Origin of the sequence: Fundidesulfovibrio soli, assembly GCF_022808695.1 — a bacterium.
Classification (GTDB): domain Bacteria; phylum Desulfobacterota; class Desulfovibrionia; order Desulfovibrionales; family Desulfovibrionaceae; genus Fundidesulfovibrio; species Fundidesulfovibrio soli.
Window position 1 is genome coordinate 107666 of the sequence record NZ_JAKZKW010000008.1, and the last position, 20106, is coordinate 127771.

At 67.9% G+C, this 20106-nt stretch carries 18 protein-coding genes; 8 read left to right on the plus strand and 10 right to left on the minus strand.

Annotated elements, in window-relative coordinates; translation table 11 throughout:
• Positions 1 to 8: 8 nt before the first annotated feature.
• Positions 9 to 329 carry a carboxymuconolactone decarboxylase family protein gene (locus tag MLE18_RS09480; protein ID WP_243438555.1) on the minus strand — a complete coding sequence of 107 codons (321 nt, stop codon included), beginning with the start codon at positions 327 to 329 and terminating at the stop codon, positions 9 to 11.
• Positions 330 to 513: 184 nt separating this feature from the next.
• On the opposite strand from MLE18_RS09480, the gene MLE18_RS09485 reads away from it, so the two are divergent.
• The 7 genes from MLE18_RS09485 (at position 514) to MLE18_RS09515 (ending at position 8585) form a co-directional block, all read left to right on the plus strand.
• Complete coding sequence (locus MLE18_RS09485) at positions 514 to 1467, plus strand: magnesium transporter CorA family protein (protein WP_243438556.1); 954 nt, start codon at positions 514 to 516, stop codon at positions 1465 to 1467.
• 35 nt (positions 1468 to 1502) lie between these two features.
• Positions 1503 to 2531, plus strand: coding sequence for a sensor domain-containing diguanylate cyclase (locus MLE18_RS09490; RefSeq protein ID WP_243438557.1), 1029 nt, complete (start codon positions 1503 to 1505; stop codon positions 2529 to 2531).
• The gene (locus MLE18_RS09495) at positions 2528 to 4873 is read left to right on the plus strand and encodes a PAS domain-containing hybrid sensor histidine kinase/response regulator (protein ID WP_243438558.1); all 2346 of its coding nucleotides are present in this window, start codon (positions 2528 to 2530) and stop codon (positions 4871 to 4873) included. The genes MLE18_RS09490 and MLE18_RS09495 overlap by 4 nt, the downstream gene beginning before the upstream one ends.
• A gap of 246 nt (positions 4874 to 5119) precedes the next feature.
• A complete protein-coding gene (gene fba / locus MLE18_RS09500; protein ID WP_243438559.1) occupies positions 5120 to 6043 on the plus strand; it encodes a class II fructose-1,6-bisphosphate aldolase in 924 nt (307 codons plus the stop codon).
• Between the two features lie 88 nt (positions 6044 to 6131).
• Positions 6132 to 7121, plus strand: coding sequence for a type I glyceraldehyde-3-phosphate dehydrogenase (gene gap, locus MLE18_RS09505; RefSeq protein ID WP_243438560.1), 990 nt, complete (start codon positions 6132 to 6134; stop codon positions 7119 to 7121).
• Positions 7122 to 7255: 134 nt separating this feature from the next.
• Complete coding sequence (locus MLE18_RS09510) at positions 7256 to 7624, plus strand: response regulator (RefSeq protein ID WP_243438561.1); 369 nt, start codon at positions 7256 to 7258, stop codon at positions 7622 to 7624.
• Between the two features lie 19 nt (positions 7625 to 7643).
• Positions 7644 to 8585 carry a nucleoside recognition domain-containing protein gene (locus MLE18_RS09515; protein WP_243438562.1) on the plus strand — a complete coding sequence of 314 codons (942 nt, stop codon included), beginning with the start codon at positions 7644 to 7646 and terminating at the stop codon, positions 8583 to 8585.
• Positions 8586 to 9042: 457 nt separating this feature from the next.
• On the opposite strand, the gene MLE18_RS09520 is transcribed toward MLE18_RS09515, so the two are convergent.
• The 9 genes from MLE18_RS09520 to MLE18_RS09560 all read right to left on the minus strand — a co-directional run bounded on the left by MLE18_RS09520 (position 9043) and on the right by MLE18_RS09560 (position 18043).
• Positions 9043 to 9621 carry a lytic transglycosylase domain-containing protein gene (locus MLE18_RS09520; protein WP_243438563.1) on the minus strand — a complete coding sequence of 193 codons (579 nt, stop codon included), beginning with the start codon at positions 9619 to 9621 and terminating at the stop codon, positions 9043 to 9045.
• A gap of 56 nt (positions 9622 to 9677) precedes the next feature.
• Positions 9678 to 11108, minus strand: a complete 1431-nt coding sequence (locus tag MLE18_RS09525) for a flagellar brake protein (protein ID WP_243438564.1) — start codon at positions 11106 to 11108, stop codon at positions 9678 to 9680.
• A gap of 212 nt (positions 11109 to 11320) precedes the next feature.
• Positions 11321 to 12496 carry a diguanylate cyclase domain-containing protein gene (locus tag MLE18_RS09530; protein ID WP_243438565.1) on the minus strand — a complete coding sequence of 392 codons (1176 nt, stop codon included), beginning with the start codon at positions 12494 to 12496 and terminating at the stop codon, positions 11321 to 11323.
• 5 nt (positions 12497 to 12501) lie between these two features.
• On the minus strand, positions 12502 to 12876 hold the full coding sequence (locus MLE18_RS09535) for a DUF1987 domain-containing protein (RefSeq protein WP_243438566.1): 375 nt from the start codon (positions 12874 to 12876) through the stop codon (positions 12502 to 12504).
• 25 nt (positions 12877 to 12901) lie between these two features.
• A complete protein-coding gene (locus MLE18_RS09540; protein WP_243438567.1) occupies positions 12902 to 13432 on the minus strand; it encodes a SiaB family protein kinase in 531 nt (176 codons plus the stop codon).
• Positions 13433 to 13485: 53 nt separating this feature from the next.
• Positions 13486 to 15504: a SpoIIE family protein phosphatase gene (locus MLE18_RS09545; RefSeq protein WP_243438568.1), complete on the minus strand. Its 2019-nt coding sequence runs from the start codon at positions 15502 to 15504 to the stop codon at positions 13486 to 13488.
• Between the two features lie 145 nt (positions 15505 to 15649).
• Entirely contained in the window at positions 15650 to 16234 is a 585-nt protein-coding gene (locus MLE18_RS09550) for a hypothetical protein (protein ID WP_243438569.1), read from the minus strand.
• Between the two features lie 10 nt (positions 16235 to 16244).
• Positions 16245 to 17066: a DUF2092 domain-containing protein gene (locus tag MLE18_RS09555; RefSeq protein WP_243438570.1), complete on the minus strand. Its 822-nt coding sequence runs from the start codon at positions 17064 to 17066 to the stop codon at positions 16245 to 16247.
• 107 nt (positions 17067 to 17173) lie between these two features.
• Positions 17174 to 18043: a radical SAM protein gene (locus MLE18_RS09560; RefSeq protein WP_243438571.1), complete on the minus strand. Its 870-nt coding sequence runs from the start codon at positions 18041 to 18043 to the stop codon at positions 17174 to 17176.
• Between the two features lie 250 nt (positions 18044 to 18293).
• Between MLE18_RS09560 and MLE18_RS09565 the strand changes: the two genes are divergently transcribed.
• Positions 18294 to 20105: a methyl-accepting chemotaxis protein gene (locus MLE18_RS09565; RefSeq protein WP_243438572.1), complete on the plus strand. Its 1812-nt coding sequence runs from the start codon at positions 18294 to 18296 to the stop codon at positions 20103 to 20105.
• Position 20106: the final 1 nt, after the last annotated feature.

Here is a 20106-nt window from a genome sequence, read left to right on the forward strand (position 1 = left end):
TTTACGGGCTAATCCTCGTCGAGGGCCTTGCGCACCCAGCTCATGGCGGCGGCCACGGTGGGGAAGCCGATGGTGGAGGTCAGGCCGATGAGGGCGTGGTAGATTTCGTCCAGGCTGGCCCCGGCCTTCAGGGCGCGGCGGGCGTGGGAGAGCACGGAGCCTTCGGAGTGGCTGGCGGCGGCCGCACCCAGCTGGACGAGCAGGAGGGTCTTGCTGTCCAGGGGGCCGCAGCCGTGCACGGCCTTGCCCAGGTTCTCCACGGCTTCGATGTATGCGGGGTGCTTGGCGCGAATGATTTCGTAGTGCTTGGGCTTGAGGTCGTCCTTCATCGTTTTCTCCCGGAGTCTGTTTTCGTGACCTTCCCGTGACATGAGGATGGCAAAAAGTCCACGGCGCGGGTGGCGCGGCCCGGGCGTCTCATGGTTGACCGTCACGCGCGCTCGGGGATATGCAACGCGGGGCGATACCGGTTGCCGCCGTCCAAGGCGGCGCCGGCGGCCTCCCGGAGGAAGGATGATCACAATCTACGGACCAGGATGCACCATCCTGGACGACCCGGACGGAGCCTGCGAGGGCTGCTGGATCGATCTCATCGAGCCCCGTTCGGAAGACATATCGCGGGCGGCGCGCATGGCCGACGTGGACGAGAAGCTCCTCCGCCACGCCCTGGACATGCACGAGCGGCCGCGCATCGAGGTGGACGACGACGCCACCCTGGTGGTCATCCGCACCCCGCACATCGAGCAGAACGGGGACCAGCGGCGCTATTCCACCGTGCCCATGGGCATCCTCTTCACGCGGGCCAACGTGGTCACGGTCTGCCAGATCGAGGACGAGTCCCTCACCCACATCCTGAGCATCAGCAGGAGCGCGCCGGACGGCTTCAAGCAGGAGCGCTGCCTCTGCAACATCGTCAAGCACGTGACCATGCTCTATATGCACCACCTCAAGGCGATCTCCGCCAATATCCAGGAGGTGGAGCGCGACCTGGCGGAATCGCCCTCCAACGACGACCTCAAGTTCCTGCTGAACCTGCGCAAGGCCGTGACGTATTTCCACGCGGCCCTGAAGAACAACGACCTCATCATCGACAGGATCGCGCGCAAGGGCCTGGCCGTGTGCAACAGCTACAAGCTCATGTTCTCCGAGGACGACCTGGACATCTTCGACGACGCCCTCATCGACATCCGCCAGGGCATCTACATGTCCAAGATCTTCTCGGAGGTCCTGGATTCGACGGCCAACGTCTACTCCTCGGTCATCTCCAACAACGTCAACCAGATCATGAAGATCCTGACCTCGCTGACGGTCATCCTCATGGTCCCCACGCTCATCACCAGCATGTACGGCATGAACATCCCCCTGCCGCTGCAGGAGGCGGAGCACGCCTTCGGGGTCGTGGGGCTGGTGTCCATCCTCATCACGAGCGGGGTCATCCTGTTCCTGCGTTTCAGAAGGTTGCTGTAGCGTCCCTGGCGGGCCCCACCCGGGGCGGAGGCACCATGAAGAGCGCCGGCAAGACGAAAGAGCAGTTGGTGCGGGAGATTGCGGAGCTCCAGCTGCGCGTGAACGGGCTCGAGCGCGCCTGGGCCATGGTGCGCGACTCCGAGGAGCGCTACCGCAGGCTTCTGGAGTCCGTGACGGACTACGTCTACACCGTGAAGGTGGAGGACGGCCGCGCCGTGGGCACCACGCACGGGGCGGGCTGCACCCGCCTGACCGGCTACTCCCCCGACGAGTTCGAGCGCGACCCCCTGCTCTGGCTGGGCATGGTCAGCGAGGAGGACCGCCCCGCGGTGCTGGAGCAGGCCGGGAAAATCCTGCGCGGCGAGGACGCCATGCCCCTGGAGCACCGCATCCTGCGCAAGGACGGCACGCTGCTCTGGGTGCGCAACACCACCGTGGTGCGCCGCGACGCCTTCGGCCGCGTGGCCTTCTACGACGGCATCATCCAGGACGTGACCGCCTCCAAGGGCGTCGAGGCCAAGGCCATGCACGACGCCCAGCACGATCCCCTGACCATGCTCCCCAACCGGCCCCTCATGCTCTGCAGGCTGGCCGCGCTCATCGACGCCGCCAGGCGCGCGGGCGACAAGGTGGCCGTGCTCTTCGTGGATCTGGACAACTTCAAGCCCGTCAACGACACCCTGGGCCACGCGGTGGGCGACGAGGTGCTCAGGGAGGCGGCCGCCCGCCTGCAGGGCGTGGTCCGCTCCACGGACACCGTGGCCCGCGTGGGCGGGGACGAGTTCGTGGTGCTGCTGGGCCGCCAACGCGGCGGGGCGGGCGCGGCCGAGGTGGCCCGCAAGCTGGTGGTTGCGTTCGCCAGGCCCTATGAGAGCCTGGAAGGGGCCGCCGGGCCCGGAGCCAGCGTGGGCGTGAGCCTCTATCCCGACGACGGGGCCGACCCCTCCACCCTGATCCGCAGGGCAGACGAGGCCATGTATTACGTCAAGAACCACCAGCGCGGCAGCTTCGCCTTCGCCTCCAGCCTGACGCGCCTGAACCTCCCGGGGCCGGACGACGCATGAAGCACGCGCCCAAGGCCGCCATCCCGCAGGACGCCCCCGCCCCATCCGCCTGCGCCGCCGCGCGCGAGGGCATGTTCGAGGCCATGTTCCGGGGCCACGTCTCAGCGATGTTCCTGCTCGACCCCGATACCATGCAGGTCCTGGATGCCAACCAGTCCGCCCTTGATTTCTACGGGTGGAAGCAGGGCGCGCTGGGCGGGATCACCCTGGCCAGCTTCTGCATGAACGGGGCCGCCTGCCACGAGGCCACCAGCAGCGTGTGCCGGTCCGCGGGCGGGCGGGTGGCGGTCTGCAAACACAGGCTGGGCACCGGCGAGATCCGCGACGTGGACCTGCGGGTCTCGCGCATCAGGACGGACCAGGGCGAGGTGCTCTTCGCGGTGGTGTCCGACATCTCTGGCCGGACCCAGGCGGAGCAGGCCCTGCGCGACTCCGAGGCGCGTTTCCGCAGCATCTCCGAGAGCGTGATGGAGGGCATCTTCCAGGCTTCGCCCGAGGGCGGCTTCCAGTGGGTCAATCCGGCCTTCGCCAGGATGCTCGGCTATGCGAGCCCGGCGGATGCGGCAGGGCGGACCTGCGTGATGCTCAATCCCCCCGTTGAGGCGGGCGAGGGCTTCGGCGGCTTCCTGGCCCGCGCCGCCGCAAGGGGGGACCGCAGGGAGGTCCGCCTGCAGCGTGAGGACGGTCTGCCCATCTGGGTCTCGGTGCACGTCTGGGCCCAGCGGGGCGAAGGCGGGCGGGTGCTGCGCTACGAGGGCGTGGCCGAGGACGTCACGGCCCGCAGGCAGGCCGAGGCCGAAAGGATGCTGCTGGTGGCCGCCGTGGAGCAGGCCGTGGAGGGCATCGCCGTCACCGGGGCGAAATGGTCCGTGGAGTACGTCAACCCGGCCTTTTCGGCCGTCACGGGCCTTGGGCGCAGCGAGGCGCTGGGCCGCCCCCTGTTCGGGCTGTTCCTGGGCGCGCGCCCGCCCCTGCCCGGGCAGGAGATCGCCGCCGCGCTGGCCGAAGGCCGCGAGTGGACGGGCATCATCAACCAGGTGCGTCCCGGCGGGCACTGCTTCACCGCGGAGACGACCTTCAGCCCCATCCGCGACGCCTCCGGCCAGGTGAGCAACGCCGTGCTGCACCTGCGCGACGTGAGCTACCAGGAGCGGCTGGAGAAGCGCCTGCGCCGCGCCCAGAAGCTTGAGGCCGTGGGCACACTGGCCGGGGGCATAGCCCACGATTTCAACAACATCCTCACGCCCATCCTGCTCAACGCCGAGCTGGGCATGCAGCTGCTCGAACCGGGGGACATCCTGCGCAAGCCCCTGGAAGACATCATCAAGGCCGGGGGCAGGGCCAGGCAGCTCATCAAGCAGATCCTGGCCTTCAGCCGCCGTGGCAGCCTGCGCTCCACCCGCCTGGCCCTGGCCCCGCTGGTGCGCGAAACCATCGAGCTGATGCGGCCCACGCTGCCCGCAGACGTTGAGGCCACCTTCGACGAAGGCCCCGAGCCGTTGTCCGTCATGGCCGACCCGAGCCTGGTGCACCAGATGCTCTCCAACCTGATGGACAACGCCCTGCACGCCATGCGGGGGCGCGGGGGCTCCCTGTCGGTCGCCCTGGCCCGGCACGAGGCCCACGGGGGCGATCCCTCCGGGGACACCGCCCTGGCCCCGGGGGAATACGCCCTGCTGACCGTGGGAGACACCGGCCACGGCATGGACGCCTCCCTGCTGGAGAAGATTTTCGTTCCGTTCTTCACCACCAAGCGCCCGGGTGAGGGTACGGGCATGGGCCTGGCCACCGTCCACGGCATCGTCCGCTCCCTGGGCGGCGCGGTGCGGGCGGAGAGCGAACTGGGGCGCGGCAGCCTGTTCAGGGTCTACCTGCCGCTGGCCCCGCAACAGGCCGGAGCAGCGCCGTCCCCGGGATGCTCCGCGGGGGCCGCGACTGGCGCGGTCGGCCGCCGCGCGCTGGTGGTGGACGCCCAGGCCTTCTCGCGCCAGGCCCTGGCCATGACCCTGCGGGAGATCGGGTTCAAGGTCACCAGCATGCGCGACGCGTCCAAGGCCCTGGACGTGTTCGCGCGGGTGCCGGCCCGCTTCGACGCGGTTCTGGCGGGTGAGAATCTGCACGGCATGTCCGGCTGGGAGTTCCTGGCCGCCTGCCGCCGCGTGCGGGAGCAGGCCCGGCTGGTGCTGCTGACCGACCAGGCCGAGGACGGGCCCGGCGCGGCGGTGGCCGACGCGGTGCTGGCCAAGCCGGTGTCGCGTTCCCAACTGGCCCGCGCCCTGGGCCAGCCCCTGGATGCGGGGGGCTCCCCCCCGTGCCGAGTTGCTGGCCGAGGCAGCCCTTGAGGGGGCCGCAGGCTGTTGTCCACGCATTCCTCCCGCCGGAGGATAACTTGGAATACTTATCAAGCACCTACCGCTCGGGGGAAGGCCGCGAGCCGCATGGATGCTGCGTCCCCAGGCCGCGAACGTCCGCTTTTCATTGACAAAAAAAGCGTTCCGGGGCTAGGCTCGCGAGGCTGTCGCGGCGCTTCGCGCCCGACCCCGCACACCCCGACACAACCGCCCGCGTCCCGCAAGGAGGAGAGCGTCATGCCATTGGTATCGCCCAAAGAGATGTTCGAGAAAGCCTATGCTGGCGGCTACGCCGTCGGCGCGTTCAACGTCAACAACATGGAGATCGTCCAGGGCATCATCTCCGCAGGCAACCAGGAGCGCTCCCCGCTCATCCTCCAGGTCTCGGCCGGGGCGCGCAAGTACGCGGGCGAGAACTACATCATGAAGCTCATGGAAGCCGCCATGCAGGATACCGACTTGCCCGTGGTGCTCCACCTGGACCACGGCCAGAACTTCGACATCTGCAAGAAGGTCATCGACGCGGGCTTCACCTCAGTGATGATCGACGGCTCCCACCTGAACTTCGAGGAGAACATCGCCCTGACCAAGCAGGTGGCGGAATGCGCCCACGCCCAAGGCGTGTACGTGGAGGCCGAGCTGGGCCGCCTGGCCGGAGTCGAGGACGAGGTCAGCTCCGAGCACAGCGTCTACACCGACCCGGACCAGGCCGTGGAGTTCGTGGAGCGCACCGGCTGCGACTCCCTGGCCATCGCCATCGGCACCAGCCACGGGGCCTACAAGTTCAAGGGCGAGGCCAAGCTGGACTTCGAGCGCCTGGAGAAGATCGGCAAGCTCATGCCCGGCTATCCCCTGGTGCTGCACGGCTCCTCCTCGGTGCCCCAGGAGTTCGTGAAGATGGCCAACGAGCACGGCGGCAAGGTGGGCAGCGCCAGGGGCGTGCCGGAGGAGATGCTGCGCCGCGCCGCCTCCGGCCCGGTGTGCAAGATCAACATCGACACCGACATCCGGCTGGCCATGACAGCCGTGATCCGCAAATATTTCGACGAGAACCCCGAGCACTTCGACCCCAGGCAGTACCTTGGCCCCGCCCGCGACGCCGTGCGCGACATGGTGGCCCACAAGATCAGGAACGTCCTGGGCTGCTCGGGCAAGGCCTAGCGCGGGCCGGCGAATCATGACTGCCCCCCGGGGGCATGAAGCAACATCATACGCGGCCGGCGAACTCCCGGCCCGCAAGGAGGAGACAATGGCGATCAAGATTGGCGTGAACGGATTCGGACGCATCGGGCGGTACCTCACCCGTCTCCTGGCCGTCGACAAGGACATCGAAATCGCGGTCATCAACGCCCGCGCCTCCAACGCCGACCTGGCCCGCCTCCTCAAGTACGACTCCGTGCACCGCACCTTCCACGGCGAAGTGGGCACCTGGGAGGACGGCATCACCGTCTGCGGCAAAAAGATCCAGGTCACCCGCTGCAACGCGGGCGAGTGGAAGTGGGGCGAGCTCGGCATCGACTACGTGGCCGAGACCACCGGCAAGTTCACCGAGCGGGAGAAGTCCGCGCACCACCTCCAGTGCGGCGCGAAAAAGGTCATCATCTCCGCGCCCGCCAAGAACCCGGACTGCACCGTGGTCATGGGCGTGAACGAGCACGTCTACGACCCCGCCGCCCACGCCATCATCTCCTCCGCGTCCTGCACCACCAACTGCCTGGCCCCCGTGGTCAAGGTGCTCAACGACGCCCTGGGCATCAAGCACGGCCTGATGACCACCATCCACTCCTACACCATGAGCCAGCGCATTCTGGACGGCTCCCACAAGGATCCGCGCCGCGCCCGCGCCGCCTGCGTCTCCATGATCCCCACCACCACCGGCGCGGCTCGCGCCACCACCGTGGTGCTGCCGGAGCTGGCTGGCAAGCTGGACGGCTACTCCATCCGCGTCCCGACCCCCGACGGCTCCATCGTGGACCTGGTCTGCGAAGTCTCCAAGTCCACCACCGTGGAGGAGGTCAACGCGCTGCTCAAGTCCAAGGCCAGCGAGGCCATGGGCTACACCGAGGAGCCCCTGGTCTCCGTGGACTACCTGGGCGACACCCACGGCGGCGTGGTGGACGGCCCCCTGACCGCGGTCATGGACGGCACCATGGTCAAAGTGGTCATCTGGTACGACAACGAGGCCGGGTTCACCAACCAGTTCGCCCGCCTGGTCAAACTGGTCGTCTCCAAGGGCTAACGCTGCGATTGCACGGCCGGAGGCCCAAGCCTCCGGCCGTTTCGTTTCAAGCAGGATGGGTGTGCGGGGTGCGATGGGTGGTTAACCGGAACGCTCAGACAGCAGACACAGCCAGGAGGCTGTCCGAGGCGACCGTGCTGGTGGCCGAGGACACTCCCGTCATGCGCGAGCTCATCTGCGGGCTGCTCGAACCGCTGGAGCTCGGCAGGCTGCTGCAGGCCGCAAGCGGCCAGGATGCCTGGGAGCTGCTGGAATCCGGCGGCGTTGACGTGGTGGTCGCCGACTGGCTCATGCCCGGCATGAACGGCCTGGAACTGCTGGACCGGATGCGCGGGGACGACCGCTTCGCGGCGGTCCCCTTCATCATGGTCACCGGCGTGCCGGACAAGCGCGTGCTCGGCCAGTGCGGGGCCTATCCCGCCACGGACTGCATCCTCAAGCCTGTGGACGGCTCGGAGCTCAAGCGCAAGCTGCTCAAGGCCCTGGGACGCCCCCGCAGCTAGCACCCGGAGCCTTTCGCCAATGAATCCCCTCATCGCCGTGGTTCGTGACGCGGTCCGCGTCAGCCTGGACCTGTTCAAGGTCATGGTGCCCATCATCATCCTGGTCAAGGTGCTGCAGACCCTGGGCGCGGTGGACTACCTGGCCGCCCCCGTGGAGCCCCTGATGGAGCTGGTGGGCCTGCCCGCCGGGCTGGGCCTGGCCTGGGCCACGGCCATGCTCTCCAGCATCTATTCCGGGCTGGTGGTCTTCTACGCCCTGGCCCCCTCCATGGGGCCGCTCAGCCAGGCCCAGGTCACGGTGCTGGGCGTGCTCATGCTCATCGCCCACAACCTGCTGGTCGAGGGGCAGGTCACCAGGCGCTGCGGCCTGAGCTTCTTCGGCCAGAACCTGCTGCGGGTGTTCGGGGCGCTCGGTTGCGCGTGGATACTGCACTTCATCCTGGAGGCGGGGGGGTACCTCGCCCAGCCCGCGCACATCCTGCTCGCGCCCCAGCCGCAGGACGCCTCACTGGTTGGGTGGGCCTTCGGAGAGCTCAAGAACCTGGGCTGGATCTTCCTGGTCATCCTGGCGCTCATGGCGCTCATGCGCGTGCTCAACGCCGTGGGGGCCACACGGTTGTTCGAGGCCGTGCTGGAGCCCTTCCTGCGGCTCATGGGCATCGGGCGCAAGGCGGCCACGGTCACGGTCATCGGCATGACCATGGGCCTGGCCTACGGCGGCGGGCTCATCATCCACGAGGCCCAGTCCGGCAAGCTCTCCCGGCGCGACATCTTCGCCTCGGTCTCGCTCATGAGCCTCTCCCACGCCCTCATCGAGGATACGCTGCTGCTCACCCTCATCGGCGCGAGCCCCTGGGGCACCATGGTGGCCCGGCTGAGCTTCTCGCTGGTGGTCATCGCGGTGCTGGCCCGGGTGGTGCCCATCCGGGAGGATGCGGCGCCCGTGGCCGAGAAGGGTTGAGGGGTTGTTGCGGTAAGAAGGAGATTAAGCCGGGGGTGTTGTCTGTTTGCCCGTTTCAGACGCTGTGAGCCACGGCTGGAGCCTAGACAAGAAGAATGCCTCCGGCGGCCAAAGGGAGTCCCTCCCTTTGGAATCCCTTCCGGCTTCGCGCTGGGGCGGAACTGCTCGACGGCTCAGGCCGTTTGTTCTGGGCGGGAGACCAAGCGGATATCTACCAACGTTAAGGAGGCGGGAAACACCTCCTTTTTCGTTCGGCCAGCCCGGATCGCAATACTGGCCGGTTGTTCTATCCTGGCAGTATAACGCCTGGCGACGCATTGGCCCCGGTGCAGGCCTCCGCCGCGCCGCGCCTGGCGATGTTCTTCAAATACAGCGGCGGGCGCGGCGCGGCGGAGGCCTGCACCGGGGCCGGGTTGCGACGAAGCACCGCGGCAGGGCCAGGGCCGCGAACAGCCGACTATTTCTTCGGTTTTTCGCCCAGGTCCTGGGCGCTGGCGGAGAACGAGAACAGGTTTTTGCCCGTCTTGAGCACGATGTAGCGGTTGGCCACCGACGCCACGTACTTCTGCGTCTCCGGTATGGGCGGTATCCCCGCGCTCCTGCGCACCGCCTCCGGTCCGGCGTTGTACGCCGCCAGGGCCAGCCTCACGTCCCCGAAGGCCTTGATCTGCTCCTTCAGGTAGCGGCAGCCCGCGTCGATGTTGGCCGCAGGGTCGAACGCGTCCTTGAGGCCAAGGTCCTGCGCGGTGCCGGGCATGATCTGGGTCAGCCCCTGGGCGCCCTTGGGCGACACGGCCTGGGCGTCGCCGCCCGACTCCACCTCCACCAGCGCCTGCAGCAGGAAGCGGTCAATTCCGTATTTGGTTGCGGCCTTCTGTATCCAGAGCTTCACCTGCGCGTCCGCAATGCCCTTGGGGATGCGGAACTCGAATTCCCCGGGGACGTGCTCCTTCTCGGCCGCGAGGCAGGGCAGGGCCATGAGCAGGCAGACGAGGGCGGCCAAAACGAAGAGGAGGGGGCGTTTGATGGTGCGCATGGTCAGGCTGTGCCAAAGCGCAGGGGGAATGTCCAGCGGGCGGGCCGGTGGAGGCCTCAGACCCCCGCGGCCTCCATGCGGGTCATGAACGCGGCCAGCAAGGGCAGCTGGCTCTTGCCCGCCTGGAAAATCAGCCCCAGGGAGACGCGGTTCTCCTTCAGGGTGAAATTCTTGACCCTGGCCTTCAGGCTCTCCACGCGCAGCCCGTCCAGAGGCAGGGTCAGGTGCACCGTGTCGCCGCTCATCACGTTGACGATGCCCTCCTGCCCGTCCAGGTTGGCCAGCACCCGGCAGCCGCCCATGCTGATGTCCGTGACGTAGCCGCTCACGCGCATCATGTCGCCCTCGAGGGCGGCGGGCATCATGCAGTGCACGCGGGGGTGCAGCCTGCGCTTGAGCACCTCGATCTTCTTGGGGCAGGCGAAAAACACCAGGGGGCGCGGCTTGGTGACGAACTTGAGCACGCAGGTGCGGAACCCGTAGTAGGAGCCCTGCTTCTCGAAGCGGCCGCGCAGGCCCATGCCCGGCTTTGGGCAGCAGCCCATGGCGGTGAGGGGCATCTCCGCGATGATGCACTCCGCGCCGTCCACCGCCACCACGCTGGAGGCGTCGTAGAGGTGGTTGCCGGTGAACTGCAGCTCCAGGGGCTGGGCCACGGTGAGGCTCACGACCGCCCCGTCGCTGACGTGGGCCGTGGCGTCGCGCAAAGCTTCGGACTCCAGCGGGGCGTGCGCCCTGCTCGAGGGAGGAGGCGCGTTCTTGGCGGCCTCGAGGGAATCCTCCCGGCGCAGGTTCTCCACCATGATCAGCTCGCACACGAAGCGCTCGGCCAGATCCGAGCTGCGCCCCTCATGGAAGGACATGCACAAGGCCACCGTGTCCCCGTCCTGCTGCACGGAGCGCAACTCCCCGGTGAAGGTCTCCATGCGCAGGCCGCTCACGGGCAGGCGCACCTCCAGAGGGTCGCCATGGTGCAGGGCCGCGCCGCCGTTGCGGGGCAGGTTCGAGGTCACGATGCGGCAGCCGCCCACGCTGAAATCACTCAGGTGCCCCTCGCAGGTGAAGCCCGCGCCCACGGCGGTGGCGGGCAGCAGGCATTTGTGGCGCACGTGGCGGCGCAGCGCCCGGGAGCGCACATCCTGAGGGTAGCCGACGAAGAGAACGGGGATGGGGTGGGTCAGCGCGCTGAGGACTTCCGAATGGAAGGCGTAGACGGTGCCCTCTTTCTCGAGGAGCACGTCCACCCCCGCGCCGGGCCGGGCCGCCCGGATCGTCTGCGAGGAGGCCGGGGGCCGGACCACGATGAACTCGCCGCGTTTGAGGCCGAGCACCCTGGCGCGCTCCGCCCGCTCTGAACCGGCGCAGCGGATGGTCATGGGATGGCCGGGTTCCAGCAGCAGGCTGGCCAGGGCGAAGCTGTCCGAGCAGGCCGTCGCTGTGGGCGCGCCGCAATACCTTTCGCCTTCTTCCGGATTATCCAAGTACATGCTCGGTCTCACGCGGGGCGCTATGCGTTGGCAGCCGTGCGCCATGCGGCGCCGGGGGCGGCGGGATGCCGCGGCCTGCCTCGGGGAGCTGGGTCCCTGTCCTGCTGGTCCGGGACAATACCCGGCGAAACCTCTCCTGGAAAGTCGGAAAACACGAATTCAGCCAGGAAATCCGCAGGGCTGTACGACCACTGGGCGCGGGCCGGAGAGGCTTACGGCTGGGGAAGGGTCGAGGCGGTGACGGCCCTGTCGCGCCCCTGGGCCTTGGCCTCGTAGAGGGCGTCGTCGGCGGTGGAGATGGCCTTGTCCAGGTCCGAGCCGGGGTGGACCGAGGCGATGCCGAAGCTCATGGTCACCGTGATGCTGCTCCCGTTCCAGCGGGTGGGCGTGTCGCGCACCAGCTCGCCCAGCTTCTTGGCCACGTTGCTGGCGGCCTCGACGCCTGTTTCGGGCAGCAGGATCATGAACTCCTCGCCGCCCCAGCGGGCGCACAGGTCCTCGGCGCGCAGGTGGGTCTGCATCAGGGTGGCCACGTTGCGCAGCACGGCGTCGCCGCACTGGTGGCCGTACGTGTCGTTGACCTGCTTGAAGTGGTCCACGTCGCCCAGGATGAGCGTGAGCTCGCTGCTGTGGCGCTGCATCCGGTTGTGCTCGGCTTCCAAGCGGTGGGTCATCTCCCAGCGGTTTGCCAGGCCGGTGAGCAGGTCTGTGCGGGCCAGCAACTCCAGGCGCATGTTCAGGTCGCGCAGCTGTGACTGGTAGGAGTCGGAGATGGTCACGGTCTTGGCGAAGCGGCGCGCCAGCTTGGAATAGCGGAGCACCAGGCGTTCGAGGTCCTCCTCGAATTCCGGGGCCTTGGCCTCGACCCTGGCGGCCAGTTCCTTGGCCTCGCGCACGTACTGGTCGTCGGTGACGATGGAGGGGCGGTTGCGCTTTTTGGGTTCCTGCGGGGCCTTGGCCGGCTGCTGCTGGGTCGCCTCAGTGGCGCCCATGCGGGCGTAGGTGGCCTTGAGGCAGTCCGGGCAGATGCCCTGGGAGAACATGATGTCCGCGTTGCGGCTGAGAAAGGTCTCCAGCTTCTGCCAGTACTCCTCGGACTGTGGGCGCACCCTGCGGCAGTAGACGCACAGGGGCAGGGCCACCTCGCGCAGCTGGTTGATCTTGGTCATGGCGCGCTCAAGCTTGACGGCCAGCTCCTTGACCTGCTGCTGGTAGCCGTCGCTGATGAGCAGCGTCTTGTAGAGCCTGCGGGAGAGCGTGCGGTAGCCGTCGGCCAGGATGGCGTATTCGGAAAGCAGCGCGTCCGGCCCCGGCGGGTCCAGCAGGAATTCCCCGCAGCGGTCGAGCAGGGGGTCGTCCTGCGGGGGGGTGGCTCTCTTGGGGCTCATGGGGCCTACTCCTGGGGCACGAGGTTGAACTCGAAGGTGACCTCTTCCTGGAATTCCTCAGCGAGGTCCAGGGCCCGGGGGTTCTCGCCGTCGTAGCGCCAGAGCACGCTGGCCGCGAAGCCCTTGGCCGAGGCTTCCTCCAGGATGTCGAGCAGGTCGAGCATGCACTTGGTGCTGCTTGAGTTCATGTAGCTGACGTGGATGTCCAGGCGCAGCGAGTCCTGGGCGGCCACGGCTTCGCGCAGCCAGCGCATCACGGGGTCGTAGAACTCGAAGGAGTTCTCGGGGTAGGATTCCCCCGAGATGCGTAGCGTGTGCGTCTGCGCGTCGTAGGCGATCTCCGGGGAGGTGGAGGTCATGGCGATGTCGAGCGGTTGCATGGAGGCTCCTTGACCGGCGCCGCGGCTAGACCGTGGCGGCGAGGCTGAAAAATGCGTAGTTCCCGTCCAGGTCGCGCACGCTGTAGCTGAGCTTTTCCGGGCTCCTGCGGGCGATGTCCAGCAAACCCAGGCCGGCCCCCATGGCGCCGGGCTGGCGGTCCCTGCGCATCTGCTCCTTGTAGCGGGCCTTGAGTCCGGCCGGGTCCAGGGCGTTGATGGAGTCGATGTTGGCCAGCAGGGGCGCTATGTCCTCGCGCAGGACCACGTTGCCGGAGGAGACCTGGTAGCGGCCGTCCAGCTTGGCGATGGTGATGATGGAGGAGCCCGGGTCCCCCGTGGGCAGCGTGCGCGTGGCGCAGTAGTTCTTCACGTTCTGGGCCAGCTCGATGTAGGCGGCGAACACGTCCATGACCGCCGCCTTGGCGATGTTCTCCGCGCTCAGGTGATTGCGCACGGCCTGGCCGATCTCGTCGATGATGCTGTGGGAGAACGGGCCGGTGAAGCAGATCATGACGCCGGATTTCGAAAGCTCTTCCCTGATGGCGAACAGGTCCATGTATCCTCCGGTTGAAACCGCGCGGGGGGGGGCGGTCCGTTCGTTGCCCGGGCCTAGATGGAGAACCCGAGCATGGCGATGTCGTCGCGCTGCTTCCTGGTTCCCCGGTATCTGGCAAGGGTGTGCTCGAAGGCTTCGGCTTGGCCTTTGAGGGGCGTGTTCGCCTGGGCCAGGATCATCTCCCGGAAGCGCTCCAGGCCGAAGCAGTAACCCTTGTCCCCGCCGCCTTCGTCCAGGAATCCGTCGGTGACGGCGTAGAAAACATCTCCGGCGCAGTCCGCGAACTCGTGGGTGGCGTAGGCGAAATCCTTGAATTCGCCCCGGTAGCCCAGGCGCCGCCTGTCCCCCTTGGTTTCGGTCAGCTCGCCCCCGCGCAGCCTGTAGAGCGAGAGCCCGGCCCCCGCGAAGCGCACGCGCCCGCCGCCCGCGTCCCCCCCGTCACGGTGGACGACGAACAGGGCCATGTCCAGCCCGCAGTCCAGGGAGCCTTCGCCGGTCTCGTGCAGGCCCAGGGTCTCGCGCAGCACGCGGTCGAACCTGCTCAGTATCCGGGCGGGGTCGCGGCTGTCCAGGGTGTCGAGCACGTGGTTGAGCACGGAGTGGGCCGTCATGGTCATGAACGCGCCGGGCACGCCGTGGCCGGTGCAGTCCATGAGGGCGGCCACGGTGCAGTCCTCGAACGGGCGCAGGTAGATCAGGTCGCCGCCCACGATGTCGCGCGGAAGGTAAAGGCTCATGTGGCTGGCGAAGGCGCGGTCCATCTGGGCGGGCCGGGGAAGGATGGACTGCTGGATGGTGCGGGCGTAGCGCAGGCTCTCCATGATGCGCCGCCGAGACTCCCGCAGGTGGTCGTTGGCCTCGGAGAGCTCGGCCGTGCGGCCCTGGACCATGTGCTCCAGGTTCTGCGTGTAGTCCAGGACCTTGGCGGTCATGGAGTTGAAGCTCCGCGTCAGCTGGCCGATCTCGTCGTTGCGGTCCACGGGCAGGGTGATGTCGTAGCGGCCGAGCGCCACTTCCTGCGAGGCCCCGGTGAGCCGCGCCAGCGGGGTGATGACGATCCGGCCCAGCAGCCAGCCCACCGTGACGATCACCGCCAGCAGCGAGAGCACCAGCAGGGCCAGAACGGGCAGGAACACCCGCGAGCTGACCACGCCCGACACGTCCACCAGGGCCACGGTGTACCAGCCGATGCCGGGCAGGGCCGTGATCGCGGCGAGGGTTTCGCCTCCCTCCAGCTGGACTCGGAAGGACTCCACGCCCTGCGGCGACGCGTCCAGGGCCAGCAGGGCCTGGCTCATGCGTTGCTTGTCCTCAGAGTTGCGGAGCATGGAATACAGGGTGGTCTTTTTGGACTCGTCGCGCTCCATGGCGTTGCGCTTCACGACTTGCGGGTCGCCCCAGGCCTGGAGCACTCCGGCCCGGTCCACGATGGCCACGGAGACCGCTTCGTCCCGTGTGCCCACGGCCTCGCGCAGGAAGTCGCCCAGGTCGATGCCGCCGCCCCCCACGCCGATCTTCTCGCCGCCCGCGCCGCGCACCACCACGTTGAACCAGACCTTGGTGACGTTGAAGGATGGGTTGTGGTCCAGGTTCAGGGCGAAGGAGTCCACCTTGGAGAGGGTCTCGAAGAACCAGGCGTCGGCGGGGTGGTCGCGCCGCAGGATGCGGCTCTGCACCTCGCCCTTCTGGTCGCGTTCCGCGATGTAGTAGCGCGAGGAGGATTTGAGCGCCAGGAACACGCTCCTGTCGCGGAACTGGCTGCGGTAGTTCTCGAGCTGCTCCAGGGCGGCCTGGCGCAGGGCCGGGTCTGTCTCGTCGGCCGCCCAGCGGCGCACCAGGGGGTCCCCGGCCAGGGTGCGGGCCAGGGCCTCCTCGCGGTCGATGATGGTCATGACCTTGTTGCGCTCCAGCATGGCCTGCTTCATGGCGATGCGCTGGGCGAACTCGCCGAGGATGCTGTGCGTGACGAAGGCGAAGCCCACAAGAGAACCGGCCGCGGCCAGCAGATAGACCAGGGCCACCGCAAGGTTGAACTTCGCCTTGAGCGAGAAACGGCGTTGTGTGTGGGTCATGTTGGCGGCGATGATGATGTGACCTGCTGCAGATGGTCTGCGCTGCCGGAACTGATCAAAGTGCCTAGCACCAAGCGCCGCAAGAATCCAGCCGCAGTTGCCCGCCGGAGGCGGAGCGCGCCCCCGGCGGGATGACCGGTATCGCTTACGGGCAGGGGATCTGTTCGTAGACTGTGCGGCCGCCGTCGTGGATCTCCCGGTAGCACTCCCTGTCCACCTTGTAGACGGTCTTGCCCGAGGAGTTGGAAACGGCGATGGCGGTGGCGGGAAGCACCGTGAGCATGGCGCCCAGGGCAACGCCCGCGGCCACGGCTCCGCCGCTCGGCCCGTAATAGCCGCCGTAGTACCCGGGGCCGGGAACCGGCACGGGTACGGGCACCGGCGGCGGAACCACGCGCCCGCTGGGCACGGCTACCGCGGCCCCGCGAGGGCCAACAGCCGCAGCCCCGCCGTAAGGCCCCCTGGCCGCCGCCCCGCCGTAAGGGCCGCGAGCGGCGGCGCCGCCGTATGGTCCGCGGACTGCGGCGCCTCCGCGCGGGCCAACGGCCGCCGCGCCTCCGCGCGGGCCGACAGCCACCGCGCCTCCGCGCGGGCCGACGGCTGCGCCCCCTCTGGCCATGGCCTCCAAGGGGCGGCTCCAGTCGCCCAGGAGCAGCAACCCGACCGTCAACCATCCGCACAGGCTCAGCATGCAGGCCCGGACCGCGCTTCGAGGAAGTGTTTGTCTCATGTGGTGCCTCCTAGTTGGCGGTCTTCGCCGCAGCCTTGCGCTTGGCCTTGCCGGCGGGTTTGGCCTCCAGCGGGGTGAACAGGGAGTCGTCTCGCGTGGTGCCCTCCGGGGCAGTGAAGGCGAAGGTCTTGGCCGCTATGGGCCCTTCCTTCCAGGCGCTGAAAACGGCCTGGAACTGCGGGTCCCTGGGCAGGCTTGTGTAGGTGATGAGCATCTTGGCGGGCAGGGCGGGGCCTTTTTCCGGCACCCAGAGCTGCCAGTCCGCTCCGGGTCCCTGGAAGAAGAGGTGGTCGCAGACGGTGTGGCCCACCACGGCCTTGCCCACGTACACGGCGGCCGTCATCTTCAGGCGGGCGCAGGGCTGGCTGACGATCAGGTCCCCAAGGGGGGACTCCAGGCCGTACATGTCGGCCAGGCGGTCGAGCACCGCGTCGATGGTCATTTCCGCGGGGATCTGGCTCCAGATCTTTTTGTCGGGCTGCAGCACTGTGAAGGTCTTGCCGTCGAAGAAGGAGGCGGCCTTGAGGTCGTCGCCCGCGGTCACCACCCGGAAGGCGTCGGGGCGGCGCACGTTGAGGTGCATCACCCGGGAGAACTGCACCTTGGAGCCGTCCTCGTAGACCTTGTCCAGGGCCACGTTGGCCTGGAAGGAGAACTCCTTGAGCGCGGTCAGGGCCTTGCAGCTCTTCTCCAGGATGTCCAGGGCCTGCGGGTCCAGGCGGGACTGCGCCTCTCGGGGCTGGCTCTTGTCGGCAGCCGCGGCCATGCCGGGCAGCAGCGCCGCCAGGGCCAGGACGGCGATACCCATGCGTATGCGGACGGAAAAGGACATGCGGGCCTCCTTGATGGGGATTCGACGGGTACGACGGGGTACGATCCACGAATAGCCCATCGGCGGCGGCGGGGCCAGTCCGAAATGCGGGGGAACATTCGATCGTATCAGAGGCGGCGGGCGCGCTCCGGCTTCAGGGGGAGCGACCCGTCCAGGGCGGCGTCCAGCAGGTCCAGCCCGTGCTGCCTGTCGCGGGGCATGCGCAGCTTGAGCGGCACATGGTTGGAGGCGTGGTCCGCCAGGAAGAGGCCGCGCCGCATGTCGGTGTGCGCCAGCAGCTCGCGCAGCTCGCGGACCATGCCCGGCCCGTCCGGCAGGGCGAAGCGCCCGGCCCGCACGTCTTCCCAAAGGGGGGTGCCCGGCACGGGGATCACGCTCAACGAGGCGGCCTGGTCCGGCTCCATGAGGGTCAGGGCGCGGCCCGTGAGCTGCGCGTGGCGGCGCCAGCCCTCGACGCCGCCCAGGCCGGCCAGCACGGTGACGCAGAGCTTCAGCCCCGCTTCGCGCACCTTCCGGGCCTGGAGCAGCATCTCATCCAGGGTGGCCTTCTTGTTCATGCGCGCCAGCACTTCGTCGTCGCCCGACTCCAAGCCCATGTACACGGCGGCCAGCCCAAGCTCGCGCAACCTTTCCAGATCGCCCGGCGTCTTGAGCTTGAGGCCCCGGGCGTTGGCGTAGCTGGACACCCGCGCCACCCAGGGCAGGCGCTGGCGCACCCGCTCCAGGATGCGCTCCAGCCGGGCCTGGGGCATGGTCAGGGCGTCGCCGCTCAGCAGGAACAGGCGGCGCTGGCGGGTCATGTGCCTGGCGGCGAAGTCGATATCCTCGAAGACCTGGGCTTCGTCCTTGATGCGGAAGCGTTCGTCCGGGTAGGCCCCGCAGAAGGCGCACTTGTTGTGGGTGCAGCCCACGGTGGCCTGGAGCAGGATGCTGTCCGCCTCGCTGGGCGGTCGGATGACGTTGCCTTCGTAATGCATGGTTTCCCCCGAAGCACCGATTACATGCCGCCGCCCTGGCCCGCCAGGGGAAAAACCAGGGCGGGCTTGGGGCGAGACAGCGGAAATTTGTTTCGTGTTGCAAGCGGGTTGTCGATGGGATACCGGATTTACGTGTCCTCAATTTGTCGTAAACGCGTTTTCCAGGCCGAAATTTACGGTCATCACGTTTTTTGGGAGGGGGCTGAGGGAAGTACGCATCCACATTCGACTTGTGAAACCGGGGGGGGTCATGAAGCTGTCCACCAAGCTCGTCTTGTCGTTCTCGGCGATGTTGGCCCTTGTGGCCGTCACCAGCGTCTCGGGAATCGTCGCCATGCGCGCCATCAACGCCAACGTGCGCGAAATTTCGGTGAACTGGCTGCCCAGCGTGAAGGTGGTGGGGGCCATGCTGCGCGACGTGCAGGACGTGCGCCGATTCGAATACGTGGAGTTCGTCTCCGCCACGGACGCCGAGCGGCAGACGGCCCGGAAACGCATCGGGGACATCCTGAAGTCTTTCGAGACGAACAACGCCGCCTACGAGAAGCTGATCTCCTCCCCGGACGAGAAGAAAATCCACGATGATTTCAAGAAATTATGGGCAGATTACCTCGCGCTGAACAAGAAACAGCAGGATTTGGTCAAGCAGGGGCAGACCGAGGAGGCCCGGAAGGTTCTGGTGGAGGACGCCGCGAAAGTGTATCGTCCGGCCATCGATCAGATGCAGAAGTTGATCGACCTGAACGACAAGGGTGCCGAGAAAGAGGCCGCCGCGGGCCAAGCCAATTACGACCGTGGCCTCATGGTGGCCGTGGCGCTGCTGGCTGCGGCCGCGGGTGCCACGCTCCTGCTGGCCTTTGTGATCATCCGAAGTGTGACGCGCCAACTCGGGGAGGACCCCGGCTACCTCTACGAGGTGGCCTCCAAGATCGCGGCGGGAGACCTGGAGCTGCGCTTCAAGGAATCGAAGGTGCAGGGCGGCGTGTACGAAGTTCTGCGCGGCATGGTGGCCACCCTTAAGCAAAAGATCGGAGAAGCCGAAGAGAAGAGCGCCCAGGCCGCGCGCGAGGCCGAAGCAGCCCGCGTGGCCACGGCCGAAGCCCAGGAGGCCAAGGCCCAGGCCGAGCGGGCCAAGGTCGAGGGGATGCTCCAGGCGGCGGTCAAGCTGGAGGGCGTGGTGGAGATCGTTTCCAGCGCGTCCGAGGAGCTTTCGGCCCAGGTGGAGCAGTCCAGCCACGGCGCGCAGGATCAGGCCCAGCGAATCGGAGAGACCGCCACGGCCATGGAGGAGATGAACGCCACCGTGATGGAGGTGGCCCGCAACGCCTCCAGGGCCGCCGAAACCACCGAAAAGGCCAAGGACCGCGCCGAGTCCGGCTCCAAGGTGGTCAGCCGGGTGGTGGACGGCATCGGCCAGGTGCAGACCCAGGCCCTGGGCATGAAGGAAGACATGTCCCTGCTGGGCAAGCAGGCGGAAGGCATCGGCCAGGTCATGAACGTGATCTCCGACATCGCCGACCAGACCAACCTGCTGGCCCTGAACGCGGCCATCGAGGCCGCCCGCGCGGGCGATGCCGGGCGCGGGTTCGCGGTGGTCGCCGACGAGGTGCGCAAGCTGGCCGAAAAGACCATGACCGCCACCAAGGAAGTGGGCGAGGCCATCCACGGCATCCAGCAGGGTACGCAGAAGAACATCGGCAACGTGGAAACGGCCGTGAAAACCATCAACGAGGCCACCTCCCTGGCCGGCGAGTCCGGCGAGGCCCTGGCCGAGATCGTGAAGCTTGTGGAGGCCGCGACGGACCAGGTCCGCTCCATCGCCACGGCATCCGAGCAGCAGTCCGCCGCCAGCGAGGAGATCAACCGCTCCATCGAGGATGTGAGCCGCATCTCCTCCGAAACTTCGGACGCCATGCGGCAGTCCGCCATGGCTGTGTCGGAGCTGGCCAACCAGGCCGGAGTGCTGCGCGGCCTCATCGAGGACATGAAATCTGAAAGCGGCGGCGCGGGCGGGGCCCTGCCGGCCGGAAAGCCGAAGGCATTGGCCGGACGTACTTACTAGA

Bases quoted from the DNA above. Each gene is read 5' to 3' on its own strand.
- MLE18_RS09560 (WP_243438571.1), bottom strand. From the start codon at position 18,043: ATGCATTACGAAGGCAACGTCATCCGACCGCCCAGCGAGGCGGACAGC.
- MLE18_RS09480 (WP_243438555.1), bottom strand. From the start codon at position 329: ATGAAGGACGACCTCAAGCCCAAGCACTACGAAATCATTCGCGCCAAG.
- MLE18_RS09555 (WP_243438570.1), bottom strand. From the start codon at position 17,066: ATGTCCTTTTCCGTCCGCATACGCATGGGTATCGCCGTCCTGGCCCTG.
- MLE18_RS09530 (WP_243438565.1), bottom strand. From the start codon at position 12,496: ATGAGCCCCAAGAGAGCCACCCCCCCGCAGGACGACCCCCTGCTCGAC.
- MLE18_RS09545 (WP_243438568.1), bottom strand. From the start codon at position 15,504: ATGACCCACACACAACGCCGTTTCTCGCTCAAGGCGAAGTTCAACCTT.
- MLE18_RS09520 (WP_243438563.1), bottom strand. From the start codon at position 9,621: ATGCGCACCATCAAACGCCCCCTCCTCTTCGTTTTGGCCGCCCTCGTC.
- MLE18_RS09525 (WP_243438564.1), bottom strand. From the start codon at position 11,108: ATGTACTTGGATAATCCGGAAGAAGGCGAAAGGTATTGCGGCGCGCCC.
- MLE18_RS09490 (WP_243438557.1), top strand. From the start codon at position 1,503: ATGAAGAGCGCCGGCAAGACGAAAGAGCAGTTGGTGCGGGAGATTGCG.
- MLE18_RS09535 (WP_243438566.1), bottom strand. From the start codon at position 12,876: ATGCAACCGCTCGACATCGCCATGACCTCCACCTCCCCGGAGATCGCC.
- MLE18_RS09565 (WP_243438572.1), top strand. From the start codon at position 18,294: ATGAAGCTGTCCACCAAGCTCGTCTTGTCGTTCTCGGCGATGTTGGCC.
- MLE18_RS09485 (WP_243438556.1), top strand. From the start codon at position 514: ATGATCACAATCTACGGACCAGGATGCACCATCCTGGACGACCCGGAC.
- MLE18_RS09515 (WP_243438562.1), top strand. From the start codon at position 7,644: ATGAATCCCCTCATCGCCGTGGTTCGTGACGCGGTCCGCGTCAGCCTG.
- MLE18_RS09540 (WP_243438567.1), bottom strand. From the start codon at position 13,432: ATGGACCTGTTCGCCATCAGGGAAGAGCTTTCGAAATCCGGCGTCATG.
- MLE18_RS09495 (WP_243438558.1), top strand. From the start codon at position 2,528: ATGAAGCACGCGCCCAAGGCCGCCATCCCGCAGGACGCCCCCGCCCCA.
- gap (WP_243438560.1), top strand. From the start codon at position 6,132: ATGGCGATCAAGATTGGCGTGAACGGATTCGGACGCATCGGGCGGTAC.
- MLE18_RS09550 (WP_243438569.1), bottom strand. From the start codon at position 16,234: ATGAGACAAACACTTCCTCGAAGCGCGGTCCGGGCCTGCATGCTGAGC.
- fba (WP_243438559.1), top strand. From the start codon at position 5,120: ATGCCATTGGTATCGCCCAAAGAGATGTTCGAGAAAGCCTATGCTGGC.